The following is a 21,875-nucleotide window of genomic DNA, read 5'->3' as shown; positions in this document are numbered from 1 at the left end:
ATGCGTGACATGCAGTCCTTCGGACAGAACATATGGACGGTGAGCGGCGACGATGTCCGCATGTACGCGGTGCTGCCGTTCACGACAAGGATGACGGTCGTTCGACTGGAATCCGGCGGGGTCTGGCTTCATTCCCCCGTGCGGCCGACGCCGGAATGTCAGCGCGCCGTTGATCTGCTCGGCCCGGTCGAGCATCTCGTTGCGCCCAACAAGATCCATAGCCTTGGCATCACGCCCTGGAAGGCGTTGTACCCTTCAGCCAGGGTTTGGGCCTCGCCGGCATTTAACAAGCGTCATCCCGACATCGCCGTCGACACGCTGCTGACGAATGACATCGAAGCCCCTTGGAGCGGTGAAATCGATCACTGTGTGATTGATGGCCATGCCGTTCTGGACGAGGTCTGGTTTCTGCACAAGGCCTCCAAGACGCTCATCGTCACGGATCTGATCCAGAAGCATGAAGCCGCCGGCGAATCATGGCTTTGGCGCGGCGTGAAAGGCATGGCGGGCGTCCTGGGTGAGGACGGCGGAGTCCCTTTGGATATCAAGCTCAGCGTTCGGAACAAAGTGGCGATGCGGCGCGGCATCGAAACGGTTCTTGCTTGGGACTTCGACAATCTCATCGTTGCGCACGGCCATTGCCTGCAAGGCGGTGCAAAGGAAGACGTCCGCCGCGCATTCGATTGGATCACGGACGCCTAATGACTCAACGGGCGGGGTGTAAAAGACAGCCGCATGTGGCGCATGACGCGCTCTAGTCGGCGAGCAGGACCCTGTCTAGGACCGTGACGTCACCGTCTTTGCCGACGCGCAGCAGAACCATCTCGCCCGAGCGCGGGAACACACCCGTCAAGGCGGTGATGTTCACCTGATGGGTGACGAGCACCGCTGTTTCTCCGGGCGGTAACTCTGCCAAGGCGGCGGCGGTTGCGACGGTCTGGGAATCGGCGGTGCTGCGGTCGCGGAAGAAGGAGTTCAGCATCGGCGCCTCGGTCACCGGGCCGAGATCCAGCAGGAGGGCGGTCTCCGCCGTGCGGCACCACTGGCTGGTGAGGACGTGGTCGATGGCGATGCCGGCGTCGCGGACCGCTGCGCCGATGGCGCGCGCCTGCGCCCGCCCGACGTCATCCAGGTTGCGCTGCGTCGTGCAGTCGCCGAGGGTGAAGTCGGCCGGATCGCCGGTGCCGGGGGCCAGCGCATGGCGCAGGATCGCATGGGTGCCCGGCTCAGTCAGCCGGTCCAGGATCGGGTTCGCCTCGACAGGCTTCGTGGCCAGCAGGGCGGTGGCGACGACGAAGAGAGTGAGCAGGCTTGCGCGCATGGAAGGCTCCGGTGGTGCTCTCCTGTCAGCTAGACGCAGAACTGCCGAAGGCAAGCCCTAGGCCCAGTGTCAGTCCTCGGGCGGGCGCCGGCGCATCTGCTTCAGGCGTCCGCGCTGGGCCTTGGTGTCGAGGCGGCGTTTCTTGGAGGCCAGTGTCGGCCGGGTCGCCTTGCGCGGGGTCGGGGGGATCGCGGCCTTCTGCAGCAGGGCGACCAGCCGCGCCAAAGCGTCCTCGCGGTTGCGCTCCTGGCTGCGGAAGCGCGCGGCGGTGATCACCAACACCCCTTCCTTCGTCAGGCGCTTGCCGGCCAGCCGCTCGGCCCGGGCCCGCAGCGGGGCCGGCAGGGAGGGGGAATGCCTGAGGTCGAAGCGCAGCTGGACCGCGGTCTCCACCTTGTTGACGTTCTGCCCGCCGGGGCCGGAGGCGCGCAGGAAGCTTTCCTCGACCTCGGCGGGGTCGATGGCGATGTCTCTCGTGATGGCGATCATGGCCGCAGACCCCCGAAACCGGTCTGAAAACGGGCACCAGGTCCTTGATCTTTATAGAGTTTCTGCAGGTTTGACATTTCCGCCGCGATTCGTATAGTCCGCGCTTCTTCCCGGGAATGCGGGCGGGCAGAGGCCCCAACCCCGTTCAGGACCATTCCTAGGCCATTGCGGCCGGTCTTGAAACTACCGGGACAATATCAGCCGGACCCGAAAGCGGGACGGCGCCAAGCAAAGAAAGGAGCCGCCGGGCCATGTCCAAGCGCCTTGCGTCGAAGTACAAGATCAACCGCCGCCTCGGGGTCAATCTCTGGGGCCGCCCCAAGAGCCCCGTCAACAAGCGCGAATACGGACCCGGCGAGCACGGTCAGCGCCGCCGCAAGCCGACCGACTTCGGCATTCAGCTTGCCGCCAAGCAGAAGCTCAAGGGCTACTACGGCAACATCGGCGAGAAGCAGTTCCGCAGCTATTACAAAGAGGCCTCGCGCCGCCGCGGCGACACCGGCGAGAACCTGATCGGCCTGCTGGAGCGCCGTCTGGACGCGGTGGTCTACCGCTCCAAGTTCGTGCCCACGGTCTTCGCCGCCCGCCAGTTCGTGAACCACGGCCACATCACGGTCAACGGCAAGCGCGTCAACATCCCCTCTTACATGGTCAAGGACGGCGACGTGGTGCAGGTGAAGGCCAAGAGCCGCGAACTGCCGCTGGTGCTCGAAGGCGTCGAGTCGGTGGAGCGCGACCTGCCGGATTACATCGAGGTCGACCACAACCAGATGAAGGCAACCTTCGTGCGCGCGCCCAAGCTGGCCGACGTGCCCTATCCGGTTTCCATGGAGCCCAATCTGGTCATCGAGTACTACTCGCGTTAACGCGGTCTGACAGCATTTACTCTGGGAGACGCAGCCCCCGCGTCTCAAGTCTCTGGGGGCTGCCAAGAACGGAGCCGCCCGGCCATGCTGCCGGGCGGCTTTTTTCATGAGGGGGACAGACCATGACCCGCCTGAACGTAACCGCCGGATCGGTCACGATCGCGATCGAAACCCGCGACACGCCGACGGCGGCAGCGATCCTGGAAGCTTTGCCGATCCATGCCCGGGCCCGAACCTGGGGCGAGGAGGTCTACTTCGACACGCCGGTCAGCGTGCCGCAGGAAGCCGACGCCAAGACAATTCTCCAAGCAGGAGAGATTGCGTTCTGGCTTCCCGGCGACGCGATCGCCATCGGCTTCGGGCCGACGCCGGTGTCCCGGGGTGATGAGATCCGGCTGGCGTCCCCGGCCAACATCTGGGCTGATGCCCTCGACGACGTGCGAAAACTGGCTACGGTGCGCGATGGCGAGACTGTCGTTGTGGAACGCGCTGTCTGAGAAACAAGGAAGGGCGGCCGGCGATAGAACGCGGCCGCCCCCATTTCTTATGTCACCTAGTTGAACGTCCGCGTCGGCTCCGAACGCTCATACTCGGGGTCCAGGCAGAAGCTGGAGTACACGTTGTTCTTCTCGTTGCTCTCGGCGACCTTGTTACCGTGGTCGATGCTCATGACAAAACTCGCCTTGCCATTCACCCAGGCGCTGTCGGGGATGAGCGCCTCGAACATGTAGTTCGAACCGGGTTGCATCATCGTCTGAGTCTCGGAAACAGTCTTGCCGCCGGAGAACTTGAACTGCACGGTCACCTTGCCGGCGGGCTTGTCACCCTTGTTCTTGACCGAAATCTGTGCCCCTCGGGGCCGTGTGTCGTTGCCGGCCAGGAACATACAGTACCATTTGCCCGGCGTGCCCTCCAGGCCCAGGGGGTAATAGGGAAAGCCGTAGAGATCGACGTACGGCGTCGTCTTCAGGTCATCCGCCGCACCCGGCTTGCCAGCCGGCCCGCGCGTCGGCGGTGTGGGCTTGGCGGGAACCGCCTTGAACTGCGCCGACTGAACGCCGGGCTGTGCCGCGGCGTCGGAAACGACGCCGAAGTCCGGCGCGGTGACGGCCAGGGCCAGTGCTGCCGTGGCGGATGCGAAAACAAGGTTCTTGAACATGGAAAACTGCTCCAGTAGGGGTGGATTGCCCTATTGGTCGCGGCGATACGCAAGAGGGTTCAAAGACCAAGGTTTTCGGGCAGGAAGCTGAAAGCCTGGTTAAGGGTCTCGGTTAACGGGAAAACCGGGATTGACTGAATCAGATCGGCGGGTTGGGGCGTGGCGGGCCCGGCGGCCGCACGGAGATGTCGAAGCAGCCGCCCTGGGGCAGGGCGGCCAGCATGTCGGGCGAGAAGACGGCCCAGGCGCCGGCGGCCTTCAGCGCGCCGACAAAGCCGGGCTCGTCGGACTGGGCCAGCCAGAGACGGCCGCCGAGCAGGCTGCGGATCGGCCGGCCCTCGGCGGCGGCAACACGCAGAAGATTGCGGTCGTCGCCGACATTCATCGGAAAGGCGACAAGAACGAGGCCGCTCTCCGTGTCGTCGAGAGCGGCGCTGGGCAGGGCGACGGCCATGGCCGCCAGCCAGAGGCCGAGCAGCAGCAGCAGGACCTTCAGAGCAATGCCGTGGGTCCCTTCAGCCATGGCTTACCGTTACCCGGCCTGCGCCAGGCGCGCCACGCCCTGCTCGCGGATCGGCCAGTGTATCGCCGCGGCCAGCAGGCCAAGGGCGACGCTGATCCACCACACCACGTCGTAGGAGCCGGTCTCATCGAAGAGGTAGCCGCCCATCCAGACCCCCAGGAAGGCGCCGACCTGGTGGCTGAAGAAAACGATGCCGAAGAGCATGGCCATGTGCTGGGTGCCGAAGAACTGCGCCACGAGCCCGGAGGTCAGCGGCACGGTGGACAGCCACAGCAGGCCGATGGCCAGCGAGAAAGCCAGCACGCTGGCCTCGCTGATCGGCAGCAGGATGAAGAGCGCGATCACGATCGCCCGGGCGAAGTAGAGCGCGGAGAGCAGATACTTCTTGCTGAACCTGCCGCCGAGCACGCCGGAGGTGTAGGCGCCGATGATGTTGCCGCCACCGACGAGCGCCAGGGCCCAGGCGGCGAGGCCCGCCTGCAGGCCCATGTCGGTGATGTAGGCGGGCAGGTGGGTCTGGATGAAGGCGACGTGAAAGCCGCAGACGAAGAACCCGGCGGTCAGGTAGTTGTAGCTGGGATGGGCAAAGGCCTCCCCGAGGGCCGCGCGGATCGACTGCTTGGCCTCCTGGCGGGTGTCGGGCCGGCCGGTCAGTGCCGCCGCGCAGGGCACCATCAGCAGCGCCATGAAGCCGAAGATCGTCAGCGCCATCGACCAGCCGTAGGCCGAGATGAAGCTCTGGCCGAGCGGCACGACGAAGAACTGGCCGGCCGAGCCGGCGGCCGTGCCGATGCCCAGCGCCCAGGAGCGCTTCTCCGGTGAAACCCGGCGCGTGAAGGCCGCCAGCACGATGGCGAAGGAGGCGCCGGCCACGCCAAGGCCAACCAGAACGCCGGCGGAGAGGGTCAGCATCCCCGGCGTCGAGGCGTCGGCCATGATGAAGAGGCCCGCAGCGTAGATCAGCGCGCCGATGGTGAGCACACGACCGGAGCCGTAGCGGTCGGCAAAGGCGCCGGCGACCGGCTGGGACAATCCCCAGAGCAGGTTCTGAAGGGCGATGGCGATGGCGAAGACCTCGCGCCCCCAACCGAATTCGCTGGACATCGGGTCGAGGAAAAGCCCGAAGCTGGAGCGCAGCCCGAAGGACAGCAGCGCCAACAGGCAGCCGGCGGCGATGACGAAAAGCGTCGTGCGCCAGAACGGACTTTGCGGCTCGGTGGGGGCAGAGGCGGTCATCGACGGGTGCTTCCTCGGGCGCGCTGTCTCACTGCTTCGAAGTCTAAGGATCGCCGAGGGTTCCGGCAAACGCCGGTCGCTGACCGGGGGCATGCCCTGCCGGCATGGCTTCGGCGTCGCATTCCTGCGTCAGCCGGCCTGCGGACCCCTCTTTTTCTGCCATGCTGTCCTGATTGCTTGGCCGCCGCCGCGGACGTAGGCGGCCCGGCATTCACCGTCTGACGGTCACTTGATGCGGGCGCTTTCGCATTCGCGTCGCCGCAGGCGCCCACGGCGGCTTGCGAGGGTGCGCCTGCGCACTAGCTTAGCCTGCGGCTCCTTTCGGCCGCCGTGGGCGGCAACCGGAGGATCACATGGACCTCGTGCGCCGTCGTATCCTGGCCGCCCCGGTCGCGCTGGCGGGGGCCTGGTCCCTTGCGGCCCTGCCGGCCCCTCGGCCCCCGATCCGGCAAAAAGCCCTTTCGAACCGGGAACGGCCCATCACCACGCCTTTCTCGCCATGCGCCGGGCGGCGCCCAAGGTGGAGGCGCGCCTGCGCCGCTGGTCGGATCTGGCGCGGCGCGAGGCAGCAACGCTGGCAAGCTCCGACCATCCCGTGCTGGTGCGCTGGCGCCGTAACCTGGCGGCGCTCCCTTCGGGACGGAGCGACGGGCTCGTTCGGCAGGTGAACCTGCTCGTGAACTGCGACGTCCGCTATCGCTCCGACTGGGACCACGGGCACGTGCGGGACAAGTGGTACGGCCCGGTCGAGACCCTGGCGGAAGGGGGCGACTGCGAGGACTACGCCCTGCTGAAGGGCCTGCTGCTCCATAACCGGGGCTGGCCTGATCAGGCCCTGCACCTGGTGGCCGGTATCCTGGCAACAGGCGAAGGCCACATGATGTTGGGTGTCGACTATGCCGACGGGCGGCAGGTTCTGCTGGACAACCTGACGCCGCGCCTCCACGCCCGGCCCTTCGGCGGCTGGACGCCGAAGTACCAGATCGGCGCCCACCAGCAGACTCTCGTTTACATCAAGGCGTTCTGATCGAGCGCGTTCAGACTGCCCGCACCTCGAAGCCGGCGCAGTCCAGGGTGTAGCTGCCGTCCTCGCCGATGTCGAAGTGGGTGGCGGCCTCCTGCGGCGCTTGAGCCTGAAGCGAGCGTATGGCCCGCTGCCGGTCCGGCGGCGTCTGCATGCGTTCGATCCAGGGCTTGAAGTCGATGCGCAGGCGAAAGCGTTTGACCTCCTGAAGTGCAAAGCCCGCGGCCTGCAGGGCAGCCACCCATTCCTCGATGGCGTAGTCGCGCACGTGGGAGGGGTCGCGCAGCAGTTCGATGGCCTGCAGATGGGTGTCGAGGAGCGGTGTGCCGGGAGAGACCGCATCGGCGAAGACGGCCGTGGCGCCGGGCCGCAGCACGCGCCGGCAGTCCCGCAGGGCCGCATCCAGATCCTGCCAATGATGGGCGCTGAAGCGGCTGGCGGCGAAGTCGACACTGGCATCGCCCAGGGGCAGGGCGCGGACATCGCAGACCCTGGTCTCGAGGGTGTCCAGCCCCTTCGCGCGGGCCGTCTCCGTCACGGCGGCCAGCATCTGCTCGGAAAGATCGCAGGCGACCACCCGCCCGGCGTAGGGTGCGATGGCATAGCTGACATGGCCGCCACCGCTCCCGAGGTCGAGGGCGACTTGCGGGCGTGCGCGCTCCGCCCGCTCGGCAATCCAGGCCAGATCGGGACCGCTGCTGTGCACGGCGCTGGCGACATAGGCGGCCGCGCGCGGGCCGAACTGGTCGTCGATCAGGGCGCTGAGGGGTTTCTTGCCGGCCATCGCAGGGGTCCTTTTCTGGCATCGGGAAGGTCCGGCCGTGCGGCCGTCCGGGCCTGATCCGATCATGAGATTGTTTCTTGATCTGCGGTGAAGCGTCAGCCTATCCCAAGATTTCTCGATGTGCTAATGAGGGTTCGTGATAGATATTGAGATTCTCTCATGATTGACCGGCCCAGCCTGAAGGCCCTGCGGGTGCTGCTGGAGGTGCGGCGCAGCGGCAGCTATGCAGTGGCGGCCCAGCGCCTCGGCGTCACGCCCTCGGCGGTCTCCCACATGATCGCGGCGCTGGACGCGGAGCTCGGCGGCACCCTCTTCGAGGACCGGCGCCGCGCCCGCCTGAGCCCGCGCGCCGAGCGCTTGGTGGACAGTCTGGAGCCGGCCTTTCAGGCCATCGCCCATGCCGTCGGACAGTACCGCGCGCAGCGCGCCAGCATCCGCGTCTCGACCCTGTCCTCACTCGCGGTGCTCTGGCTGATCCCACGTCTGGGCCGGTTGCGGGCGCGCCTGCCCAACGTGGACATCCTGGTCTCCACCGACCTGCGCCCGGTGGACCTGAATGCCGAACCTTTCGACTGCGCGATCCGCTGGGCCACAAGCCCGCCTGAAGCCGCCGGGCTGGTGACGCTGCCGCTGTTCCGCGAACACCTGGCCGTGGTCGCCAGTCCGCGCCTGCTGGATGGACAGAAGGGGGCCTCCATCGCCGCGCTGCCGCGCCTGAAGGCGCGCTCGCGCATGGACGACTGGTCGCTCTTCCTGGGGGATGATGATGCAGGAGAGCCCGCTGCCGGCATCACCGTCTTCGAAACCCGCAGCCAGATGCTGGAGGCGGCGGTGGCCGGCCTCGGCGCCGCGGTCATCGACCTGAGCCTCGCCGAACAGAGCCTCGCCGCCGGCCACCTCGTCGACATCGGCGGCCGCACCGTCGAGCAGCCCGTCGGCTATTACTTTATCTGCCGCCGCGCCGCCCTCGACGAGCGTCCGCTCAGGATCTTTCGCGACTGGCTGGTGGAAGAGACGGCGAGTAAATCTGGCGAGAAGGGGTCCGCGGCCTAGATTGCTCAAAAGTCCTAAGCCGGCCCTGAGCGGTCATTCGTCTCTGGTCAGGCGACAGGTGTCCGTGCGGACAAAACAAACTTTTGCTGCCCATAAGCAAGGGTCGCGCCACAAACACAGGTCGTGATTGGGTTCAGACTCCCCGCCTACTGAAGACTGCGGTTATCGAAGACGGCGCGGGCTTTTTCGATCTTTGGGCGGTTTTCCAGCGCCCATGCCGACAGTCCCGCCAAAGGATCAATGAGCGACTGTCCGAGCTCGGTGAGGGCGTAGTCGACCCGCGGCGGTGTCGTCGGCGTTACGGTCCGCTCTACCAATCCTTCTCGTTCGAGTTTTCGCAGGGTCTGGGTCAGCATGCGCTGGGAAATGTCCGGAAGCGCACCAAGCAGCTCCGAGAAGCGGTGCGAGCCGAAGCGAAGGTGCGCAAAGATCAGCAGACTCCATTTGTCGCCAATCTGGCTGAGGACGTTTCGCACCGGGCAGAGCTCGCGGTCGTAGAACTCGGCCGGGGCGATGTTCGGGCTCCGTCTCATACTTTCACCTGCTCTTGTTACTAAAAAGTGCCTACTTCAATTCTGCGCGTTTGTTCTTGATAGTAACAAATACCATCGAGGGGTCCCAGTCGGGAAGAGAGGCAGCGATGAAACATCCGCTGCTGCAACGCACCGCTTTCGCCAGCGCCGCCATCGCGGGTCTGGCCGGTGCATCGAGCGCAGGAGCAGACGACATGAAAGAGACGGCAGTCGGCATTCTCATCGAAGGCATCGTGAACGGCGACAGGTCCTTTATCGAGGAGCACGTCGCCGAGGATTACATCCAGCATAACCCGAACGTGGCGGACGGGCGGGCGGGCCTGCTTGCGCTCATCGATCATCTGCATTCGCTCGACAGGAAACCTCAGATCACGCCTCTGCGTGTCCTTCAGGATGGCGACCTGGTCGCCGTCCATAGCGAACACGTCATTGGAACCGAAGGCGTCGCCTTCGATCTGTTCCGCTTCGAGAACGGCGTAGCCATGGAGCATTGGGACGGCATCCAGCCGAAGCCGGAGACCACCGTCAGCGGCCGGTCGATGACAGACGGCCCGGCGGAAATCGTCGATCTGGACGGGACCGCGGCAAACCGGGCGCTTGTCGTCAACTTCGTGGAGGACATTCTGGTCGGCGGGAAAAGCGACCGCATCACCGATTACATCGGCGAGACCTATCTCCAGCACAACCCCCGGATCGGCGACGGACTCGAAGGGCTCGGAGCATTCCTCGAGCATCTTCGGGCGACCGACATCTCGTTTTCCTACGGGTCAATCCACAACGTCGTCGCGGAGGGGAACTTCGTGATGACACAGAGCGAGGGAGAGATCGGAGGGGCGCCAACGGCGTTCTACGATCTTTTCAGCGTTGAGAAGGGGATGATCGTCGAACACTGGGATGTCGTGCAGGAAGTCCCGACCGAAATGGCCCACGACAACGGGATGTTTTGATCGGAGGCCGCCGCGACCGGCGAGGCGGCGTCGCCCCTCTAACGTCCATGAATCCTCTAACGTCCATGAATCAAGGGGCCGCTTCCCGAAGGAAGCGGCCCTTGGTCTCTATCGCCGTCTGGCGCGCCGGCTTACGCCGCCGGCTTGATGTCGATGCCGTTGGTCTGGAGGAACTCGGAAAGCTCGCCGGTCTGGAACATCTCGCGGATGATGTCGCAGCCGCCGACGAACTCGCCCTTCACGTAGAGCTGGGGGATGGTCGGCCAGTTGCTGAAATCCTTGATGCCCTGGCGGATGCCCGGGTCCTGCAGCACGTCGATGCCTTTGAACTTGACGTTCAGATGCGACAGGATCTGCACCACCGCGGCGGAAAAGCCGCACTGCGGGAACACCGGCGTTCCCTTCATGAACAGGACGACATGGTTGTCGCCGATCTCCTGCTTGATCCTCGCGGCTACGGTTTCGTCCATAACCTTCACTCCTTGTTTCTATGGCGTCTCTGTGTCGCGATCTCTGTCTTTCGAGATCTCTTTGATCGATTGGCGCCTGGCTGACCCCGCGCCCCTCTGGCGGTCGGCGCTCAGGCCCCGGCGTTCAGGTCCCGGCGTTCATGCTTCCGGCGGGGTCGAGGTCTGCAGCGCCAGGGCGTGCAGTTCGTTTCCCATACGCCCCTGCAGGGCCTGATAGACCATCTGATGCTGCTGGACCCGGGTCTTGCCGCGGAAGGCCTCCGAGACGATGTAGGCGGCGTAGTGATCGCCGTCCCCGCGCAGGTCTTCGATGCGGACCTCCGCATCCGGCATGGCGGTCTTGATCATGCCTTCGATTTCCGACGGGTTCATCGGCATTGGCTCTGTCCTTCCCCAGCCCCTCTCGTGGGGGTCCCTCTGATAGGCTGCTGATCGCCCCGATCGGCGCTGGCGGCGGTCAGACCTCTCCGGCCATGTAGGCGGCCAGCCAGGGTTCGTGGACGTCGCGCAGCTCCGCAAGCGATATGGCCTCGTTTTCCGCCAGATTCAAGCGATCCCCGCCGCTCAGGCCCAGAACCCGGGCAGGAACCCCGGCCTCGGCCGCCGCGGCCAGCAACGCCTCGGCGTCCCGGCAGGTGACAAGATAGCGCGCCTGGTCTTCCCCAAACAACCATGCGGACAGAGGGGTGTTTTCCGGTGCGGAGGCCGCAATATCGGCGCCGCAGTCCCCGGCCAGGGCCATTTCCGCCAGGCCGACGGCGAGGCCGCCGTCGGAGAGATCATGGCAGGCGGTGACGGCGCCGGCATGGATCTGGGCGCGGACAAAATCCCCATTGCGCCGCTCGGCAGCCAGATCCACCGGCGGCGGCGCACCCTCGCGGCGTCCTTCGATATCGCGCAGGTAAACCGAGGCGCCCAGATGGCCTTCCGTCTCGCCGATCAGGACGATGGTCTCCCCGGCGCCCGGCATGCCGATGCCGACGGTCCGGTCGAGGTCGTCGATCAGGCCGACGCCGCCGATCACCGGGGTGGGCAGGATCGCCTGGCCGTTGGTCTCGTTGTAGAGCGACACATTGCCGGAGACGACCGGGTAGGCGAGGGCCTCACAGGCCGCCTTCATGCCGGCGACGCAGCCGACGAACTGGCCCATGATCTCCGGGCGCTCCGGGTTGCCGAAGTTCATGTTGTCGGTGACGGCCAGGGGCCGGGCGCCGACGGCGGTGAGGTTGCGCCAGCTTTCCGCGACCGCCTGGGCGCCGCCGCGCTCCGGGTCTGCCTCGCAGTAGCGCGGCGTGCAGTCGCTCGCCATGGCGAGGCCGCGGTTGGAGCCGTGGATGCGCACGACAGCCGCATCGCCGCCGGGCCGGGCCACGGTATCGGCCATGACCATGTGGTCGTACTGTTCCCAGACCCAGCGCTTGGAGCAGAGGTCGGGGCCCGCCATCAGTCGCTTCAGCGCCTCGGCGGCACCGGTCACGGGCGTGAAGCCGGGGTCGATGTCCGCGCGCTCCGGCGTCGGCTGCCAGGGCCGGTCATACTCGGGGGAGGCCTCGGCCAGGGGGTCGATGGGCAGGTCGCCGACGACCGCGCCATGCATCTTCAGCACCATGCGGCCGCTGTCGGTCAGCCGGCCGATGATCGCGAAATCCAGGTCCCACTTCTCGAAGATGCCGCGGGCCAGGTCCTCCTTGCCGGGCTGCAGGACCATCAGCATGCGCTCCTGGCTTTCGGAGAGCATCATCTCGTAGGGCGTCATGCCGTCCTCGCGGCAGGGCACCTTGTCGAGGTCGAGCTCGACGCCGGAGCCGCCCTTGGAGGCCATCTCGAAGGAGGAGGAGGTGAGGCCGGCGGCGCCCATGTCCTGGATGGCGACGATGGCGTCGGTGGCCATCAGCTCCAGGCAGGCCTCGATCAGCAGCTTCTCGGTGAAGGGGTCGCCGACCTGCACGGTCGGGCGCTTTTCCTCCGAGTCCTCGTCGAACTCGGCCGAAGCCATGGTGGCGCCGTGGATGCCGTCGCGCCCGGTCTTGGAGCCGACGTAGACCACGGGCTTCCCGACCCCGGCGGCGGCCGAATAGAAGATGCGGTCGGCCGGGGCGATGCCCACGGTCATGGCGTTGACCAGGATGTTGCCGTTGTAGGAGGGGTCGAAGTTCACCTCGCCGCCGACGGTCGGCACGCCGACGCAGTTGCCGTAGCCGCCGATGCCGGCCACCACGCCGGCCAGCAGGTGGCGGGTCTTGGGATGGTCCGGCGCGCCGAAGCGCAGGGCGTTGAGGTTGGCGACGGGCCGCGCGCCCATGGTGAAGACGTCGCGCAGGATGCCGCCGACACCGGTGGCCGCGCCCTGGTAGGGCTCGATGAAGGAGGGGTGGTTGTGGCTTTCCATCTTGAAGATGGCGGCCAGCCCCTCGCCGATATCGACCACGCCGGCGTTCTCGCCCGGCCCTTTGATCACCTGCGGGCCCTTGGTGGGCAGGGTCTTCAGCCACTTCTTCGAGGACTTGTAGGAGCAGTGCTCCGACCACATGACGGAGAAGATGCCGAGCTCCAGCAGGTTGGGCTCGCGGCCCATAATGTCGAGAATGAGGTCGTACTCGGCATCGCTGAGGCCGTGCTCGCGCGCCACCTCCGGCGTCACCGGCCGCTCGTTGGCCATGGCAGCGGTCACGACAGCGCCTCCACCAGGCCGTCGAAGAGGGGGCGCCCGTCGCTGCCGCCCAGCCGCGGGTCGGCCAGGCGCTCCGGATGGGGCATCAGGCCGAGCACCGTCTTGGTCTCGTTGTAGACGCCGGCGATGTTGCGCTGGGAGCCGTTGGGGTTGGCCTCCGCCGTGATCGCACCATCCGCCTCGCAGTAGCGGAAGGCGACCTGGCCGCGGTCTTCCATCGCCGCCAGGGTGTCGCCGTCGGCGAAGTAGTTGCCGTCGTGATGGGCGACGGGAATGCGGATCGCCTGGCCCTGCTCGTAGCGGCTGGTGAAGAGGCTCTGGCTGGTTTCCACCTTGACCGTCACGTCGCGGCAGACGAAGCGCAGGTCGGCGTTGCGCATCAGGACGCCGGGGACGAGGCCGGTCTCCGTCAGCATCTGGAAGCCGTTGCAGATCCCAAGCACCGCCACCCCCTTGGCGGCGCGCGCAACGACTTCTTTCATCACGGGGGAGTTGGCCGCCATGGCGCCGCAGCGCAGGTAGTCGCCGTAGGAGAAGCCGCCGGGCAGCACGATCAGATCGACCGGGTCGAAAGTGGTTTCCTTGTGCCAGACCATCAGCGGCTCCCGCCCCATGGACTGGCGCAAAGCGACCTGCACGTCCCGGTCGCAGTTCGATCCCGGAAAGACGATGACCGCCGCTTTCATGCGCGCTCTCCTAAGAATTTCGGGTCCCGGGTCAGGCGCACCCGGATCAGCCATCCAACTCGATGGCGTAGTTCTCGATCACGGTGTTGGCCAGCAGCTTCTGGCACATGGCCTCGACGTCGGCCCGGGCCTTCGCCGGATCGCGCTCGGCCAGCGAGAACTCGATGACCTTGCCCTGGCGGACGTCCTCGACGCCGTTGAAGCCGAGCGCGCCCAGGGCCTGCTCGATGGCCTTGCCCTGGGGGTCGAGAACACCGTTCTTGAGGGTAACGTGGACGCGGGCCTTCATGGGCAGATCGCTCCGACTCGCGGGGTGGAAAGTTGGCCGGACCTTAGACGCGCCGGCCCCGCAAAACAACTGCCAAGACAGCCCATCGCCAACGCCGGACGCGGGCTGGCCTGCTGTCTTAGAGCCAGCGCCGAACCCTTTGTTTGTAGGCCCTGTAGTCGTCACTGAACCTGCGCTCCAGGTAGCGCTCCTCCCTGTGGATAACGCCGATCTGCATGGCCGCCAGCAGCGGTATCAGCAGGACCAGGGCGCCAAGGCTGGCGAGGCCCGCCACCAGCCCCAGGTAGACCAGGGTGAGCCCCAGGTAGATCGGGTTGCGGCTATAGCGGTAGAGGCCGTCTGTCACCAGCGCCGTCGAGGGCAGGTGGGTCGGGATGTTGGTGCCGGCCTTGATGAAGCGGAACGCGGCGGCGAACAGCAGGGCGAGGCCCAGTGCGCCAAGGACGACCCCCGCGGCCAGCCCGGTCCCGCCTGGGAGGTAGGGCAGCGGCGGCAGCGCCAGCAGCCAGTCTGCGCCGAGTCCGATGAAAAGGGCGCCGAGATAGAGCACCGGCGGGTGGGCGATCACGCCCGCCGAGTCGTCGTGGTTCCCAGCGTTCACCAGCGCTGGCTCCCCACCACCGCAGCGTCGATGCGGCTGCGCTGCTGCGGGTCCAACAGGGCGTAGAAGGCGGCGAAAGCGGGCTCGACGCTGTCCAAGGCGGCAAGACCGGCCGTCATGCGCTCGCGCAGCGCCGCAAGCTGTTCGGGCGCCGAGGCCGATGGCCGGCCGGGCAGGTCACCGCGGGCCTCGCGGGTTTGGGCCATGGCCGCCTTGGCATCGGCGACAAGGTGCCGCCATGCCGGTAGCTGGCCTGCCGTGAGATCCAGGTTGTTCTCGATGAAATCAGCCATGCGATCGAACATGGCGGCTTCGTCTGCCAAGTGACAGGTCTGTCGACGGTGCCGATGCACTTCTGCCTCCTTATTTGACAAGAAAATTGTCAATTAAGCGAAGCCTATAAATTGACAACTTAATTGTCAATATTGATTTGGCGATCCATTGCCTCAGGCGGAATCGGTCTCGATCGTTGTGGCAAGATGGTCCTTCAAGTCTCTGATTGTATGAGAGCTTATCTTGAGCTCTTCGAGGTCTCGGCCCTGTGCGAGATCGTGGCAGAGGGCCATGAGGTCCCGGGTTATCTCCCGGTAGAGCGCCTTGCCCCTGGCGGTCGGGCGGAGGAGCCTGGAGCGCTTGTGGGCCGGGTTGTCGATGAACTCGACAAGGCCCTGGCCGGCCATGTCGTCGGCCAGCTTCTGGATGTGCTGGCGTGCGACCGGTCGGCTGCGGGCCAGGTGCGGCACCGTCTGCGGCCCCTCGGTCTCCAGGCTGCGCAGCAGCCCCCAGAGGCCGCCGCCCCAGGAGGTGACGCTGCCGTTGCGCTGGCCCAGGGCCCGCAGCTTGAACGACAGCGCCAGGCTTTCCAGGAAGAGGTCGAAGACGGCTTCGGCGCGCGGGTCGGCTGCCGCGATCTTTGAGGTCTTGGCCATGGACCAGCAGTATCAGGGCCGACGGCCGGATGACAACTGTCTTGTCATCCGGTCGTCAGGGTTGCCGGCAGCCGGTGCGTGCTACCCGCGCAGGCCTATTCGGGATTTATGGTGGTGATCTTCGTTCCCTCGATCGTCAGCCCGGCCATGAGGCCCTTCTGGTCGAAGAAGAAGACGTAGATGCCTTCCCGCTGCGTGGTGGTGGAAAGCGCCGCGCTGGCGCCGCTGTCGACCACCACTGCGTTGGGCGTGGTACCGATTTCCCAGCCGTCGCTGCTGTCGAGGTAGTTGAGGCTGGCGTCGTCGAGGAAGAAGACGGCGTAGCCGTAGGTCTGAATGCCGGCCTGCAGCCCGAAGGAGGCGGCGGCCGTGCTGTAGTAGCCGGAAACGGCGTCGCTCTTGAACAGGGCCCCCTCGCCGTACTGGCCGCCAACGATGAGGCCGCCCTTGACGATCTTCGGGAACACCAGAATCCCGGCCGCGTTCTGCGACAGCGCCTTGGCGCCCGCGGAGCTGTCCAGCAGCAGCGCCAGCGCATCGCGGGAGTTTTGCTCGATGGTGGCCGCCTTCTCGGCGAAAGCGGTCTGGCCGCCAAGGCCAAGCGTCACAGCGGCCACAATCAGGATGGCCAGGATCTTTGGAAATCGCACGCGCATCGCTGCTCCCTTCTTTGAGCAAGCCGACCGATCAATTGCCCCGTTTAAAGCGAATCGCCTTCAACTGGGCGGAAGTCTAGCGCCATCTCACCGGCAGGGAAAAGGGGACAGCCGTGAAGCCACCCCCCTTCAGCAGTCTTTGCTTCGCCGCCTGGGGGCGGGCCTGCATCACTGCAGCAGCCGGGGGCCCTTGATATCGATGGGGCCGGCTTCCGGCAGCACGCCCAGACGCCGCGCAACCTCCTGGTAAGCCTCCTCGACGCCGCCGAGGTCGCGGCGGAAGCGGTCCTTGTCCAGCTTCTCGTTGGTGGCGATGTCCCAGAGCCGGCAGGAATCGGGACTGATTTCGTCGGCCAGGACGATGCGCATCTCCTCGTCTTCCCAGATGCGCCCGAACTCCAGCTTGAAGTCCACCAGCTTCAGGCCGACACCGAGGAAGAGGCCGCAGAGGAAGTCGTTCACCCTGAGGGCGTACTGCAGCATCTCGTCCAGATCCTGCGTGTGGGCCCAGCCGAAGGCGGTGATGTGCTCTTCGGACACCAGCGGATCGCCCAGCTCGTCGTTCTTGTAGTAGTACTCGACAATGGAGCGGGGCAGGGGCGCGCCTTCCTCCATGCCCAGGCGCTTCACCAGGGTGCCGGCGGCGACGTTGCGCACGACGATCTCGATCGGGATGATTTCGACCTCGCGTACGAGCTGCTCGCGCATGTTCAGCCGGCGCACGAAGTGGGTCGGAATGCCGATGCTCTCCAGCCGCGTCATCAGGTACTCGGAGATGCGGTTGTTCAGCACCCCCTTGCCGGTGATGATCCCGTGCTTCTGATTGTTGAAGGCGGTGGCGTCGTCCTTGAAGTATTGGACGATGGTGCCGGGCTCCGGCCCCTCGAAGAGGATCTTTGCCTTGCCTTCGTAAATCTGTCTGCGTCGCATTGGCTGCATCCAGTTCTAGGAAAAATATCCTGCAATCTGCAGGGTCGGTCTGACGCCGGGTCCATCGGACGGCCCGCCGCCGCGCCATGGTCCCGGCGGCGCCGGCCGGCCCGGGGGGCCAGTGATATAGCAGGTGGTGATGCGCAAAACAATCGTGCCTCCCGGGCCCGCCAAAGGCCCCGGTTTCGCCCCTAAAACCCCCCGAAAACCGGCCCTTTGCCGGTAGCCAGCGCCGGCGGCAGAGCAAGGTCGACGGCCGCGTAGGGGTGCCGGTCCGGGCGCCCGGCGGCAAACAGCCAGCGGGCCGGCGGGGTGCCGGGCGGCGGGGCCGCGGCCAGGGCGATGAGGGAGGAGGAGACGGTCTGGAAGCCACCCAGGCTGACGGTCATCGCCGCCTCGGCCGGGGCGCCGGGATCGCTCTCCGCCGAGCGGGCCAGGATCGCCTGCCAGGCGGACCACGCGCCGTCGTCCGGCTCCGGTGCGGCCGCGCGCCGCAGATCTTCGGCATGGCGGGCGATGCGCGGGCTCGCAGGATCGTTCAGGTCGTAGGCGGTGATCATCGACAGGCCTTCCGGTACCGGCAGGACTTCGACGGGGTGGGCGCCGGCATCCCTGCCACCGTCCCTGCCACCGCCCCTGCCGCCTTCGCTGCCTGCGTTCTTGATCCAGTAGGCGTCCCTGTTGTCGGCCACCACCATGTTGAAGCTGCGATAGGCGGCCGGGTTGAGCTCCGCCAGCGCTTCCGCCGCCGCCAGGGCGTCGGCGTGGTCGAGGGCTTCCAGCACCAGCTCCCCGCGGCTGCGCTTGTCGGCCGCGGGACCGAGGGTTCCGCGCCGGTTGAGGATCGCCGCGGCGAGGCCGTGATCGTTCACCCCCAGCCAGGACCCGCCGCCGGTGCGGTCGAGGCCGGCCACCACCTCCGGCCGGTCGGCCCAATGGCGGCCGGGCGCCGCCCAGGGCCGGTCGACCATTTCATCGCGGTTGGCCGCCAGCAGCAGCGGCCAGGGGTGTTCGGGGCGTCGCAGAAGCACGAGAGTACACATGGCGCGGCGTCGGCTCTCCAAGGGCGGCGAAGGGGCGCATTTCCCCCTCCGGAGGACGTAAATTGAGCGGCAAGCGGGCTTACCCGCCTGCCAAGAAACCGATATACTTATCCTGAGGTTCTAATGCTTGACGCAGCGGAATAGAACCGCCACCTGAAAGAAAGCAGCTATCGTACCGGGAGACAAAGGGTCCGATGACCACATTCAACGAGCGCGAAAAGGCCTTCGAAGACAAGTACAAACACGATCAGGACCTGCAGTTCCGCACCGAGGTTCGCCGCAACAAGCTTCTGGGCCAGTGGGTCGCCACCGAACTGCTGGGCCTGGAGGGCGAGGCTGTGGAAAGCTATGCCAAGGACGTCATCGCCTCGGACCTCGACGAGCCCGGGCCCGATGATGTGGTCCGCAAGGTGATGGGCGATCTGGAGGCCAAGGCCGTCGATTTCAGCGAGCACCGCCTGCGCCACCGCATGGACGAACTGCTGGCCATCGCCAAGAAGCAGATCATGGAAGAGTAGGCCGCGGCGCTTTCAAGCCTGACGCAAAGGGGCCGTCCCGCGGGGGCGGCCCTTTCCTGTTCCCGGACATGCCGGGGTCGCACGCAGACTGAGACTGCCGCCTAGTCCTCAGAGCGGCCCGCGGAAGTGCGGTCGCGGTCATAGCGTCTCTTCAGCGGAAACGCCGGCAGCCAGGATTCGCGGCGGATGGTCCAGAGTTCGTAGGTCGGCTTCAGTTGGTCCGGGGCATCGAGGGATCCCAGGTTCACTTCGATTTCATCCCCGTTGCGTCCGAACACGGTGGAGCCGCAGTGCGGACAGAAGTGCCGCCTCTCGTAGTTGCGCGTTTCGCCGTCGATCGTCACAGCGTCCCCTGGGAACACTGCGGAAGCATGAAAAAGCGCCCCATGGTGCTTGCGGCAGTCGAGACAGTGACAAAGGCCGACCCGGTAGGGGCGTCCCGACGCCACAAATCGCACTTTGCCGCAGAGGCAGCCGCCGGTGAACCGCTCCATGCCGTGCCTCCTTTGAAGACATCAAGCCGTCTTCAGCCGAAGACGCGCCGGAAGATCGTGTCCACGTGCTTGGTGTGATAGGCCGGGTCGAAGCAGGCTTCCAGCGCCGGAGCCTCGATGCTGCCCGAAACCTCGGGGTCGGCCTTCAAGAGGGCGAGGAAATCGCCTTCGCCGCCCCAGACCTTCATGGCGTTGCGCTGGACGAGGCGGTAGGCGTCCTCCCGGCTGACGCCGGCCTGGGTGAGGGCCAGCAGCACGCGCTGCGAATGGACCAGGCCGCCGAGCTGGTCGAGGTTCTGCTGCATGGCCTCCGGATAGATCAGCAGCTTCTCGATGACACCGGCGAGGCGGTTGAGGGCGAAGTCCAGGGTCACAGTCGCATCGGGCCCGAACATGCGCTCCACCGAAGAGTGGGAGATGTCGCGCTCGTGCCAGAGGGCGACATTCTCCAGCGCCGGCACCACGGCGGCGCGCACCACCCGGGCGAGGCCGGTGAGGTTTTCCGTCAGGATCGGGTTGCGCTTGTGCGGCATCGCCGAAGAGCCTTTCTGGCCCGGCGCGAAATACTCCTCGGCCTCGCGCACCTCGGTGCGCTGCAGGTGGCGGATCTCGGTCGCGAGGTTCTCGACGGAGGAGGCGATGACCCCCAGGGTCGCGAAGAAGGCGGCGTGGCGGTCGCGCGGGATCACCTGGGTGGAGACCGGCTCCGGCGTCAGGCCCAGCTTCCCGGCGACGTACTCTTCTACATAAGGGTCGATGTTGGCGAAGGTGCCAACGGCGCCGGAGATGGCGCAGGTGGCGATCTCCGCCCGCGCCGCTTCCAGGCGGGCGCGGCAGCGCGCGAAGGCGGCGTAGTGGCCGGCCAGCTTCACGCCGAAGGTCGTGGGCTCGGCATGGATGCCGTGGCTGCGCCCCAGGCAAACGCTGTTCTTGTGCTCCAGCGCCCGCGCCTTCAGTGCGGCCAGCACACGGTCCAGGTCGGCCAGCAGGATGTCGCTGGCCTGGGTCAACTGAACCGCGAGGCAGGTGTCGAGGACGTCGGAAGAGGTCATGCCCTGGTGCACGAAGCGCGCCTCCTCGCCGACGTGCTCGGCCAGGTTGGTGAGAAAGGCGATGACGTCATGCTTGGTCTCGCGCTCGATCTCGTCGATGCGCGCCACCGCGAAAGCACCACGATCCCAGACTGCCTTGGCGGCTTCCCTGGGGATCACCCCCAGCTCCGCCTGGGCATCGCAGGCATGGGCCTCGATCTCGAACCAGATGCGGAACTTGTTCTCCGGTTCCCAGATGGCGGTCATTTCCGGGCGGCTGTAGCGAGGGATCATGAAGGTCGGGTCCTGAACGCGCGCGGCCCCCGAAGAGGGGCCGTGGAAGGGGATGGCTTTGAGGCGATGCGAGTCTGTTCGGCAGACGCCCCGGTTTATAAACCCATGGGCGCGCTACAGCAAACCCGCCCTCCAGCAAGCCCGCCTTACAGCAAACCCTGGGCCCGAAAGCTGGTGTGGCCGGCGCGGCCGATGACCAGATGGTCGTGGATGACGATGCCCAGCTTCTCGGCGGCATCGCGCAGTTCCTCGGTCATGGCGATGTCGGCGGGTGAGGGCTCGGGCTCGCCGGAGGGGTGGTTGTGCACCAGGATGAGGGCTGCCGCCCCCAGTTCCAGGGCGCGCTTCATGACCTCGCGCGTGTAGACCGGTGTGTGGTCGATGGTGCCCTCCTGCTGCACCTCGTCGGCGATGACCCGGTTGCGCTTGTCGAGAAAGAGCAGGCGGAACTGTTCGACCGGCGCATGGGCCATGGTGATCCGGCAGTAGTCGAGCAGCTGGTCCCAGGCGGAGATCACGGGAGCATCGACCATCTGCTCGCGGGCGAGGCGGGCGGCAGCCTCCGGCACGATCCGCAGGGCGGCGACGGAGGCCTTGCCCATGCCGGGAACCTTCGCCAGCGTCTCCGGGTCGGCGGTCAGCACCCGCGAAAGGCTGCCGAACTCCGCCAGCAGCGCCTTTGCCAGCGGTTTCATGTCGCCGCGCGCCCGGGCGCTGAACAAGAGGAACTCGAGGACTTCATAGTCCGCCAGGCTCTCGCCGCCGCGATCCAGCAGGCGGTCGCGCAAACGGTCGCGATGGCCGTGGTAGTGGGGCTGGTCGTTCTTCTCTTCCGCGCTCACCGGACCGTGTTCCCTGAAGATATCCCTATCTCGCATCCGCCTGCATTCGCTTCCGTCCGCGGCTCGCTCCCGCAGCGGCGGAGATTTGTCTGCGCTGCCGTTCAACTCTGGGGTCGCCCTTTCCCAGGGCTAGCTATTTGTTAACCGAGCACAACATTATAATGGGTACCACCATGGAGTCTTTGCCCACCTTTGTGCATCACTGCTGCAGGGAATGACCATGACCGATGCCACCGTGATCGCGTTTCCAGGACACGCGCCCTCTTCGGCTCCTTCGAGCCCCGCCGAGGCGTATCGCGACTGGCTGAGCTGGGCGGAATGCGAGTTCTCGATTCTCGGGCACGACATTGCGGCGAGCGGCTTCGACTGGGAAGCCGCCTATCGCGACGGGCTGCGGCCGGAAGCGGCGGCCGCGCAGGCGGCCGCGCAAGTCGAGGCCGGCTGAGCCCGGTCAGGAGGGCAGCGCCGGCGACGCGGGCGACGCGC

General features: G+C 66.4%; 29 protein-coding genes. 8 read left to right on the top strand and 21 right to left on the bottom strand.

Annotation, left to right across the window (positions count from 1 at the left end; all coding sequences use genetic code 11):
* Positions 1–702 carry a DUF4336 domain-containing protein gene (locus ACO06P_RS05360; protein WP_420348975.1) on the top strand — a complete coding sequence of 234 codons (702 nt, stop codon included), beginning with the start codon at positions 1–3 and terminating at the stop codon, positions 700–702.
* Positions 703–754: 52 nt separating this feature from the next.
* On the opposite strand, the gene ACO06P_RS05355 is transcribed toward ACO06P_RS05360, so the two are convergent.
* Together ACO06P_RS05355 and arfB are read right to left on the bottom strand one after the other, a co-directional pair.
* Positions 755–1,321 carry a histidine phosphatase family protein gene (locus tag ACO06P_RS05355; RefSeq protein WP_420348974.1) on the bottom strand — a complete coding sequence of 189 codons (567 nt, stop codon included), beginning with the start codon at positions 1,319–1,321 and terminating at the stop codon, positions 755–757.
* A gap of 69 nt (positions 1,322–1,390) precedes the next feature.
* A complete protein-coding gene (gene arfB, locus ACO06P_RS05350; protein WP_420348973.1) occupies positions 1,391–1,810 on the bottom strand; it encodes an alternative ribosome rescue aminoacyl-tRNA hydrolase ArfB in 420 nt (139 codons plus the stop codon).
* A 251-nt stretch (positions 1,811–2,061) separates the two neighbouring features.
* Here arfB and rpsD point away from each other — a divergent pair, with 251 nt between their 5' ends.
* Together rpsD and ACO06P_RS05340 are read left to right on the top strand one after the other, a co-directional pair.
* Positions 2,062–2,676 (top strand): 30S ribosomal protein S4, encoded by a 615-nt coding sequence (rpsD, locus tag ACO06P_RS05345; protein ID WP_299396775.1) that lies wholly within the window; start codon positions 2,062–2,064, stop codon positions 2,674–2,676.
* A 122-nt stretch (positions 2,677–2,798) separates the two neighbouring features.
* The gene (locus ACO06P_RS05340) at positions 2,799–3,173 is read left to right on the top strand and encodes a cyclophilin-like fold protein (protein ID WP_420348972.1); all 375 of its coding nucleotides are present in this window, start codon (positions 2,799–2,801) and stop codon (positions 3,171–3,173) included.
* A 56-nt stretch (positions 3,174–3,229) separates the two neighbouring features.
* Here the strand turns inward: ACO06P_RS05340 and ACO06P_RS05335 are convergent, their stop codons facing one another.
* From ACO06P_RS05335 to ACO06P_RS05325, 3 genes are all read right to left on the bottom strand, one after another.
* Positions 3,230–3,835, bottom strand: a complete 606-nt coding sequence (locus ACO06P_RS05335; RefSeq protein WP_420348971.1) for a CARDB domain-containing protein — start codon at positions 3,833–3,835, stop codon at positions 3,230–3,232.
* A 139-nt stretch (positions 3,836–3,974) separates the two neighbouring features.
* Positions 3,975–4,358, bottom strand: coding sequence for a hypothetical protein (locus tag ACO06P_RS05330; RefSeq protein WP_420348970.1), 384 nt, complete (start codon positions 4,356–4,358; stop codon positions 3,975–3,977).
* A gap of 9 nt (positions 4,359–4,367) precedes the next feature.
* Positions 4,368–5,594 carry an MFS transporter gene (locus ACO06P_RS05325; protein WP_420348969.1) on the bottom strand — a complete coding sequence of 409 codons (1,227 nt, stop codon included), beginning with the start codon at positions 5,592–5,594 and terminating at the stop codon, positions 4,368–4,370.
* A gap of 499 nt (positions 5,595–6,093) precedes the next feature.
* On the opposite strand from ACO06P_RS05325, the gene ACO06P_RS05320 reads away from it, so the two are divergent.
* The gene (locus tag ACO06P_RS05320) at positions 6,094–6,621 is read left to right on the top strand and encodes a transglutaminase-like cysteine peptidase (RefSeq protein ID WP_420348968.1); all 528 of its coding nucleotides are present in this window, start codon (positions 6,094–6,096) and stop codon (positions 6,619–6,621) included.
* Positions 6,622–6,631: 10 nt separating this feature from the next.
* Here the strand turns inward: ACO06P_RS05320 and ACO06P_RS05315 are convergent, their stop codons facing one another.
* Positions 6,632–7,402: a class I SAM-dependent methyltransferase gene (locus tag ACO06P_RS05315; protein WP_420348967.1), complete on the bottom strand. Its 771-nt coding sequence runs from the start codon at positions 7,400–7,402 to the stop codon at positions 6,632–6,634.
* A gap of 159 nt (positions 7,403–7,561) precedes the next feature.
* On the opposite strand from ACO06P_RS05315, the gene ACO06P_RS05310 reads away from it, so the two are divergent.
* The gene (locus ACO06P_RS05310; RefSeq protein ID WP_420348966.1) at positions 7,562–8,455 is read left to right on the top strand and encodes a LysR substrate-binding domain-containing protein; all 894 of its coding nucleotides are present in this window, start codon (positions 7,562–7,564) and stop codon (positions 8,453–8,455) included.
* 146 nt (positions 8,456–8,601) lie between these two features.
* Here the strand turns inward: ACO06P_RS05310 and ACO06P_RS05305 are convergent, their stop codons facing one another.
* Positions 8,602–8,988: a winged helix-turn-helix transcriptional regulator gene (locus ACO06P_RS05305; RefSeq protein ID WP_420348965.1), complete on the bottom strand. Its 387-nt coding sequence runs from the start codon at positions 8,986–8,988 to the stop codon at positions 8,602–8,604.
* A 107-nt stretch (positions 8,989–9,095) separates the two neighbouring features.
* Between ACO06P_RS05305 and ACO06P_RS05300 the strand changes: the two genes are divergently transcribed.
* Positions 9,096–9,935, top strand: a complete 840-nt coding sequence (locus tag ACO06P_RS05300; protein ID WP_420348964.1) for a nuclear transport factor 2 family protein — start codon at positions 9,096–9,098, stop codon at positions 9,933–9,935.
* A 131-nt stretch (positions 9,936–10,066) separates the two neighbouring features.
* Here the strand turns inward: ACO06P_RS05300 and grxD are convergent, their stop codons facing one another.
* The 11 genes from grxD to ACO06P_RS05245 form a co-directional block, all read right to left on the bottom strand.
* Positions 10,067–10,405: a Grx4 family monothiol glutaredoxin gene (gene grxD / locus ACO06P_RS05295; protein WP_420348963.1), complete on the bottom strand. Its 339-nt coding sequence runs from the start codon at positions 10,403–10,405 to the stop codon at positions 10,067–10,069.
* A 138-nt stretch (positions 10,406–10,543) separates the two neighbouring features.
* Positions 10,544–10,783: a BolA family protein gene (locus tag ACO06P_RS05290; RefSeq protein ID WP_299397731.1), complete on the bottom strand. Its 240-nt coding sequence runs from the start codon at positions 10,781–10,783 to the stop codon at positions 10,544–10,546.
* A 79-nt stretch (positions 10,784–10,862) separates the two neighbouring features.
* On the bottom strand, positions 10,863–13,064 hold the full coding sequence (gene purL, locus ACO06P_RS05285; protein WP_420349702.1) for a phosphoribosylformylglycinamidine synthase subunit PurL: 2,202 nt from the start codon (positions 13,062–13,064) through the stop codon (positions 10,863–10,865).
* A gap of 8 nt (positions 13,065–13,072) precedes the next feature.
* Positions 13,073–13,762 carry a phosphoribosylformylglycinamidine synthase subunit PurQ gene (purQ, locus tag ACO06P_RS05280; protein ID WP_420348962.1) on the bottom strand — a complete coding sequence of 230 codons (690 nt, stop codon included), beginning with the start codon at positions 13,760–13,762 and terminating at the stop codon, positions 13,073–13,075.
* A 46-nt stretch (positions 13,763–13,808) separates the two neighbouring features.
* Positions 13,809–14,051: a phosphoribosylformylglycinamidine synthase subunit PurS gene (purS, locus tag ACO06P_RS05275; RefSeq protein ID WP_420348961.1), complete on the bottom strand. Its 243-nt coding sequence runs from the start codon at positions 14,049–14,051 to the stop codon at positions 13,809–13,811.
* A gap of 118 nt (positions 14,052–14,169) precedes the next feature.
* Positions 14,170–14,652, bottom strand: a complete 483-nt coding sequence (locus ACO06P_RS05270; protein WP_420348960.1) for a methyltransferase family protein — start codon at positions 14,650–14,652, stop codon at positions 14,170–14,172.
* Positions 14,649–14,957 (bottom strand): Spy/CpxP family protein refolding chaperone, encoded by a 309-nt coding sequence (locus tag ACO06P_RS05265; RefSeq protein WP_420348959.1) that lies wholly within the window; start codon positions 14,955–14,957, stop codon positions 14,649–14,651. The genes ACO06P_RS05270 and ACO06P_RS05265 overlap by 4 nt, the downstream gene beginning before the upstream one ends.
* Positions 14,958–15,098: 141 nt before the next feature.
* Positions 15,099–15,581 (bottom strand): MarR family winged helix-turn-helix transcriptional regulator, encoded by a 483-nt coding sequence (locus tag ACO06P_RS05260; protein WP_420348958.1) that lies wholly within the window; start codon positions 15,579–15,581, stop codon positions 15,099–15,101.
* A 95-nt stretch (positions 15,582–15,676) separates the two neighbouring features.
* On the bottom strand, positions 15,677–16,237 hold the full coding sequence (locus ACO06P_RS05255) for a YSC84-related protein (RefSeq protein ID WP_420348957.1): 561 nt from the start codon (positions 16,235–16,237) through the stop codon (positions 15,677–15,679).
* 168 nt (positions 16,238–16,405) lie between these two features.
* A complete protein-coding gene (gene purC, locus ACO06P_RS05250) occupies positions 16,406–17,167 on the bottom strand; it encodes a phosphoribosylaminoimidazolesuccinocarboxamide synthase (protein WP_420348956.1) in 762 nt (253 codons plus the stop codon).
* A gap of 191 nt (positions 17,168–17,358) precedes the next feature.
* Entirely contained in the window at positions 17,359–18,210 is an 852-nt protein-coding gene (locus ACO06P_RS05245) for an NRDE family protein (RefSeq protein ID WP_420348955.1), read from the bottom strand.
* Between the two features lie 194 nt (positions 18,211–18,404).
* On the opposite strand from ACO06P_RS05245, the gene ACO06P_RS05240 reads away from it, so the two are divergent.
* Positions 18,405–18,728, top strand: a complete 324-nt coding sequence (locus tag ACO06P_RS05240; protein ID WP_420348954.1) for a DUF1476 domain-containing protein — start codon at positions 18,405–18,407, stop codon at positions 18,726–18,728.
* A 101-nt stretch (positions 18,729–18,829) separates the two neighbouring features.
* On the opposite strand, the gene ACO06P_RS05235 is transcribed toward ACO06P_RS05240, so the two are convergent.
* The 3 genes from ACO06P_RS05235 to radC all read right to left on the bottom strand — a co-directional run bounded on the left by ACO06P_RS05235 (position 18,830) and on the right by radC (position 21,389).
* On the bottom strand, positions 18,830–19,222 hold the full coding sequence (locus tag ACO06P_RS05235) for a GFA family protein (protein WP_420348953.1): 393 nt from the start codon (positions 19,220–19,222) through the stop codon (positions 18,830–18,832).
* 32 nt (positions 19,223–19,254) lie between these two features.
* Positions 19,255–20,547, bottom strand: a complete 1,293-nt coding sequence (purB, locus tag ACO06P_RS05230; RefSeq protein WP_420348952.1) for an adenylosuccinate lyase — start codon at positions 20,545–20,547, stop codon at positions 19,255–19,257.
* 146 nt (positions 20,548–20,693) lie between these two features.
* Entirely contained in the window at positions 20,694–21,389 is a 696-nt protein-coding gene (gene radC, locus ACO06P_RS05225) for a RadC family protein (RefSeq protein ID WP_420348951.1), read from the bottom strand.
* A 220-nt stretch (positions 21,390–21,609) separates the two neighbouring features.
* Here radC and ACO06P_RS05220 point away from each other — a divergent pair, with 220 nt between their 5' ends.
* The gene (locus ACO06P_RS05220; RefSeq protein WP_420348950.1) at positions 21,610–21,834 is read left to right on the top strand and encodes a hypothetical protein; all 225 of its coding nucleotides are present in this window, start codon (positions 21,610–21,612) and stop codon (positions 21,832–21,834) included.
* The last annotated feature ends 41 nt before the right edge of the window (positions 21,835–21,875 follow it).

This window comes from Pelagibius sp., assembly GCF_965227505.1.
Taxonomy (GTDB): Bacteria; Pseudomonadota; Alphaproteobacteria; order Kiloniellales; family Kiloniellaceae; genus Pelagibius.
The sequence above is the reverse complement of the archived record's forward strand: the minus strand, read 5'-3'. Positions and strand labels throughout refer to the sequence as shown.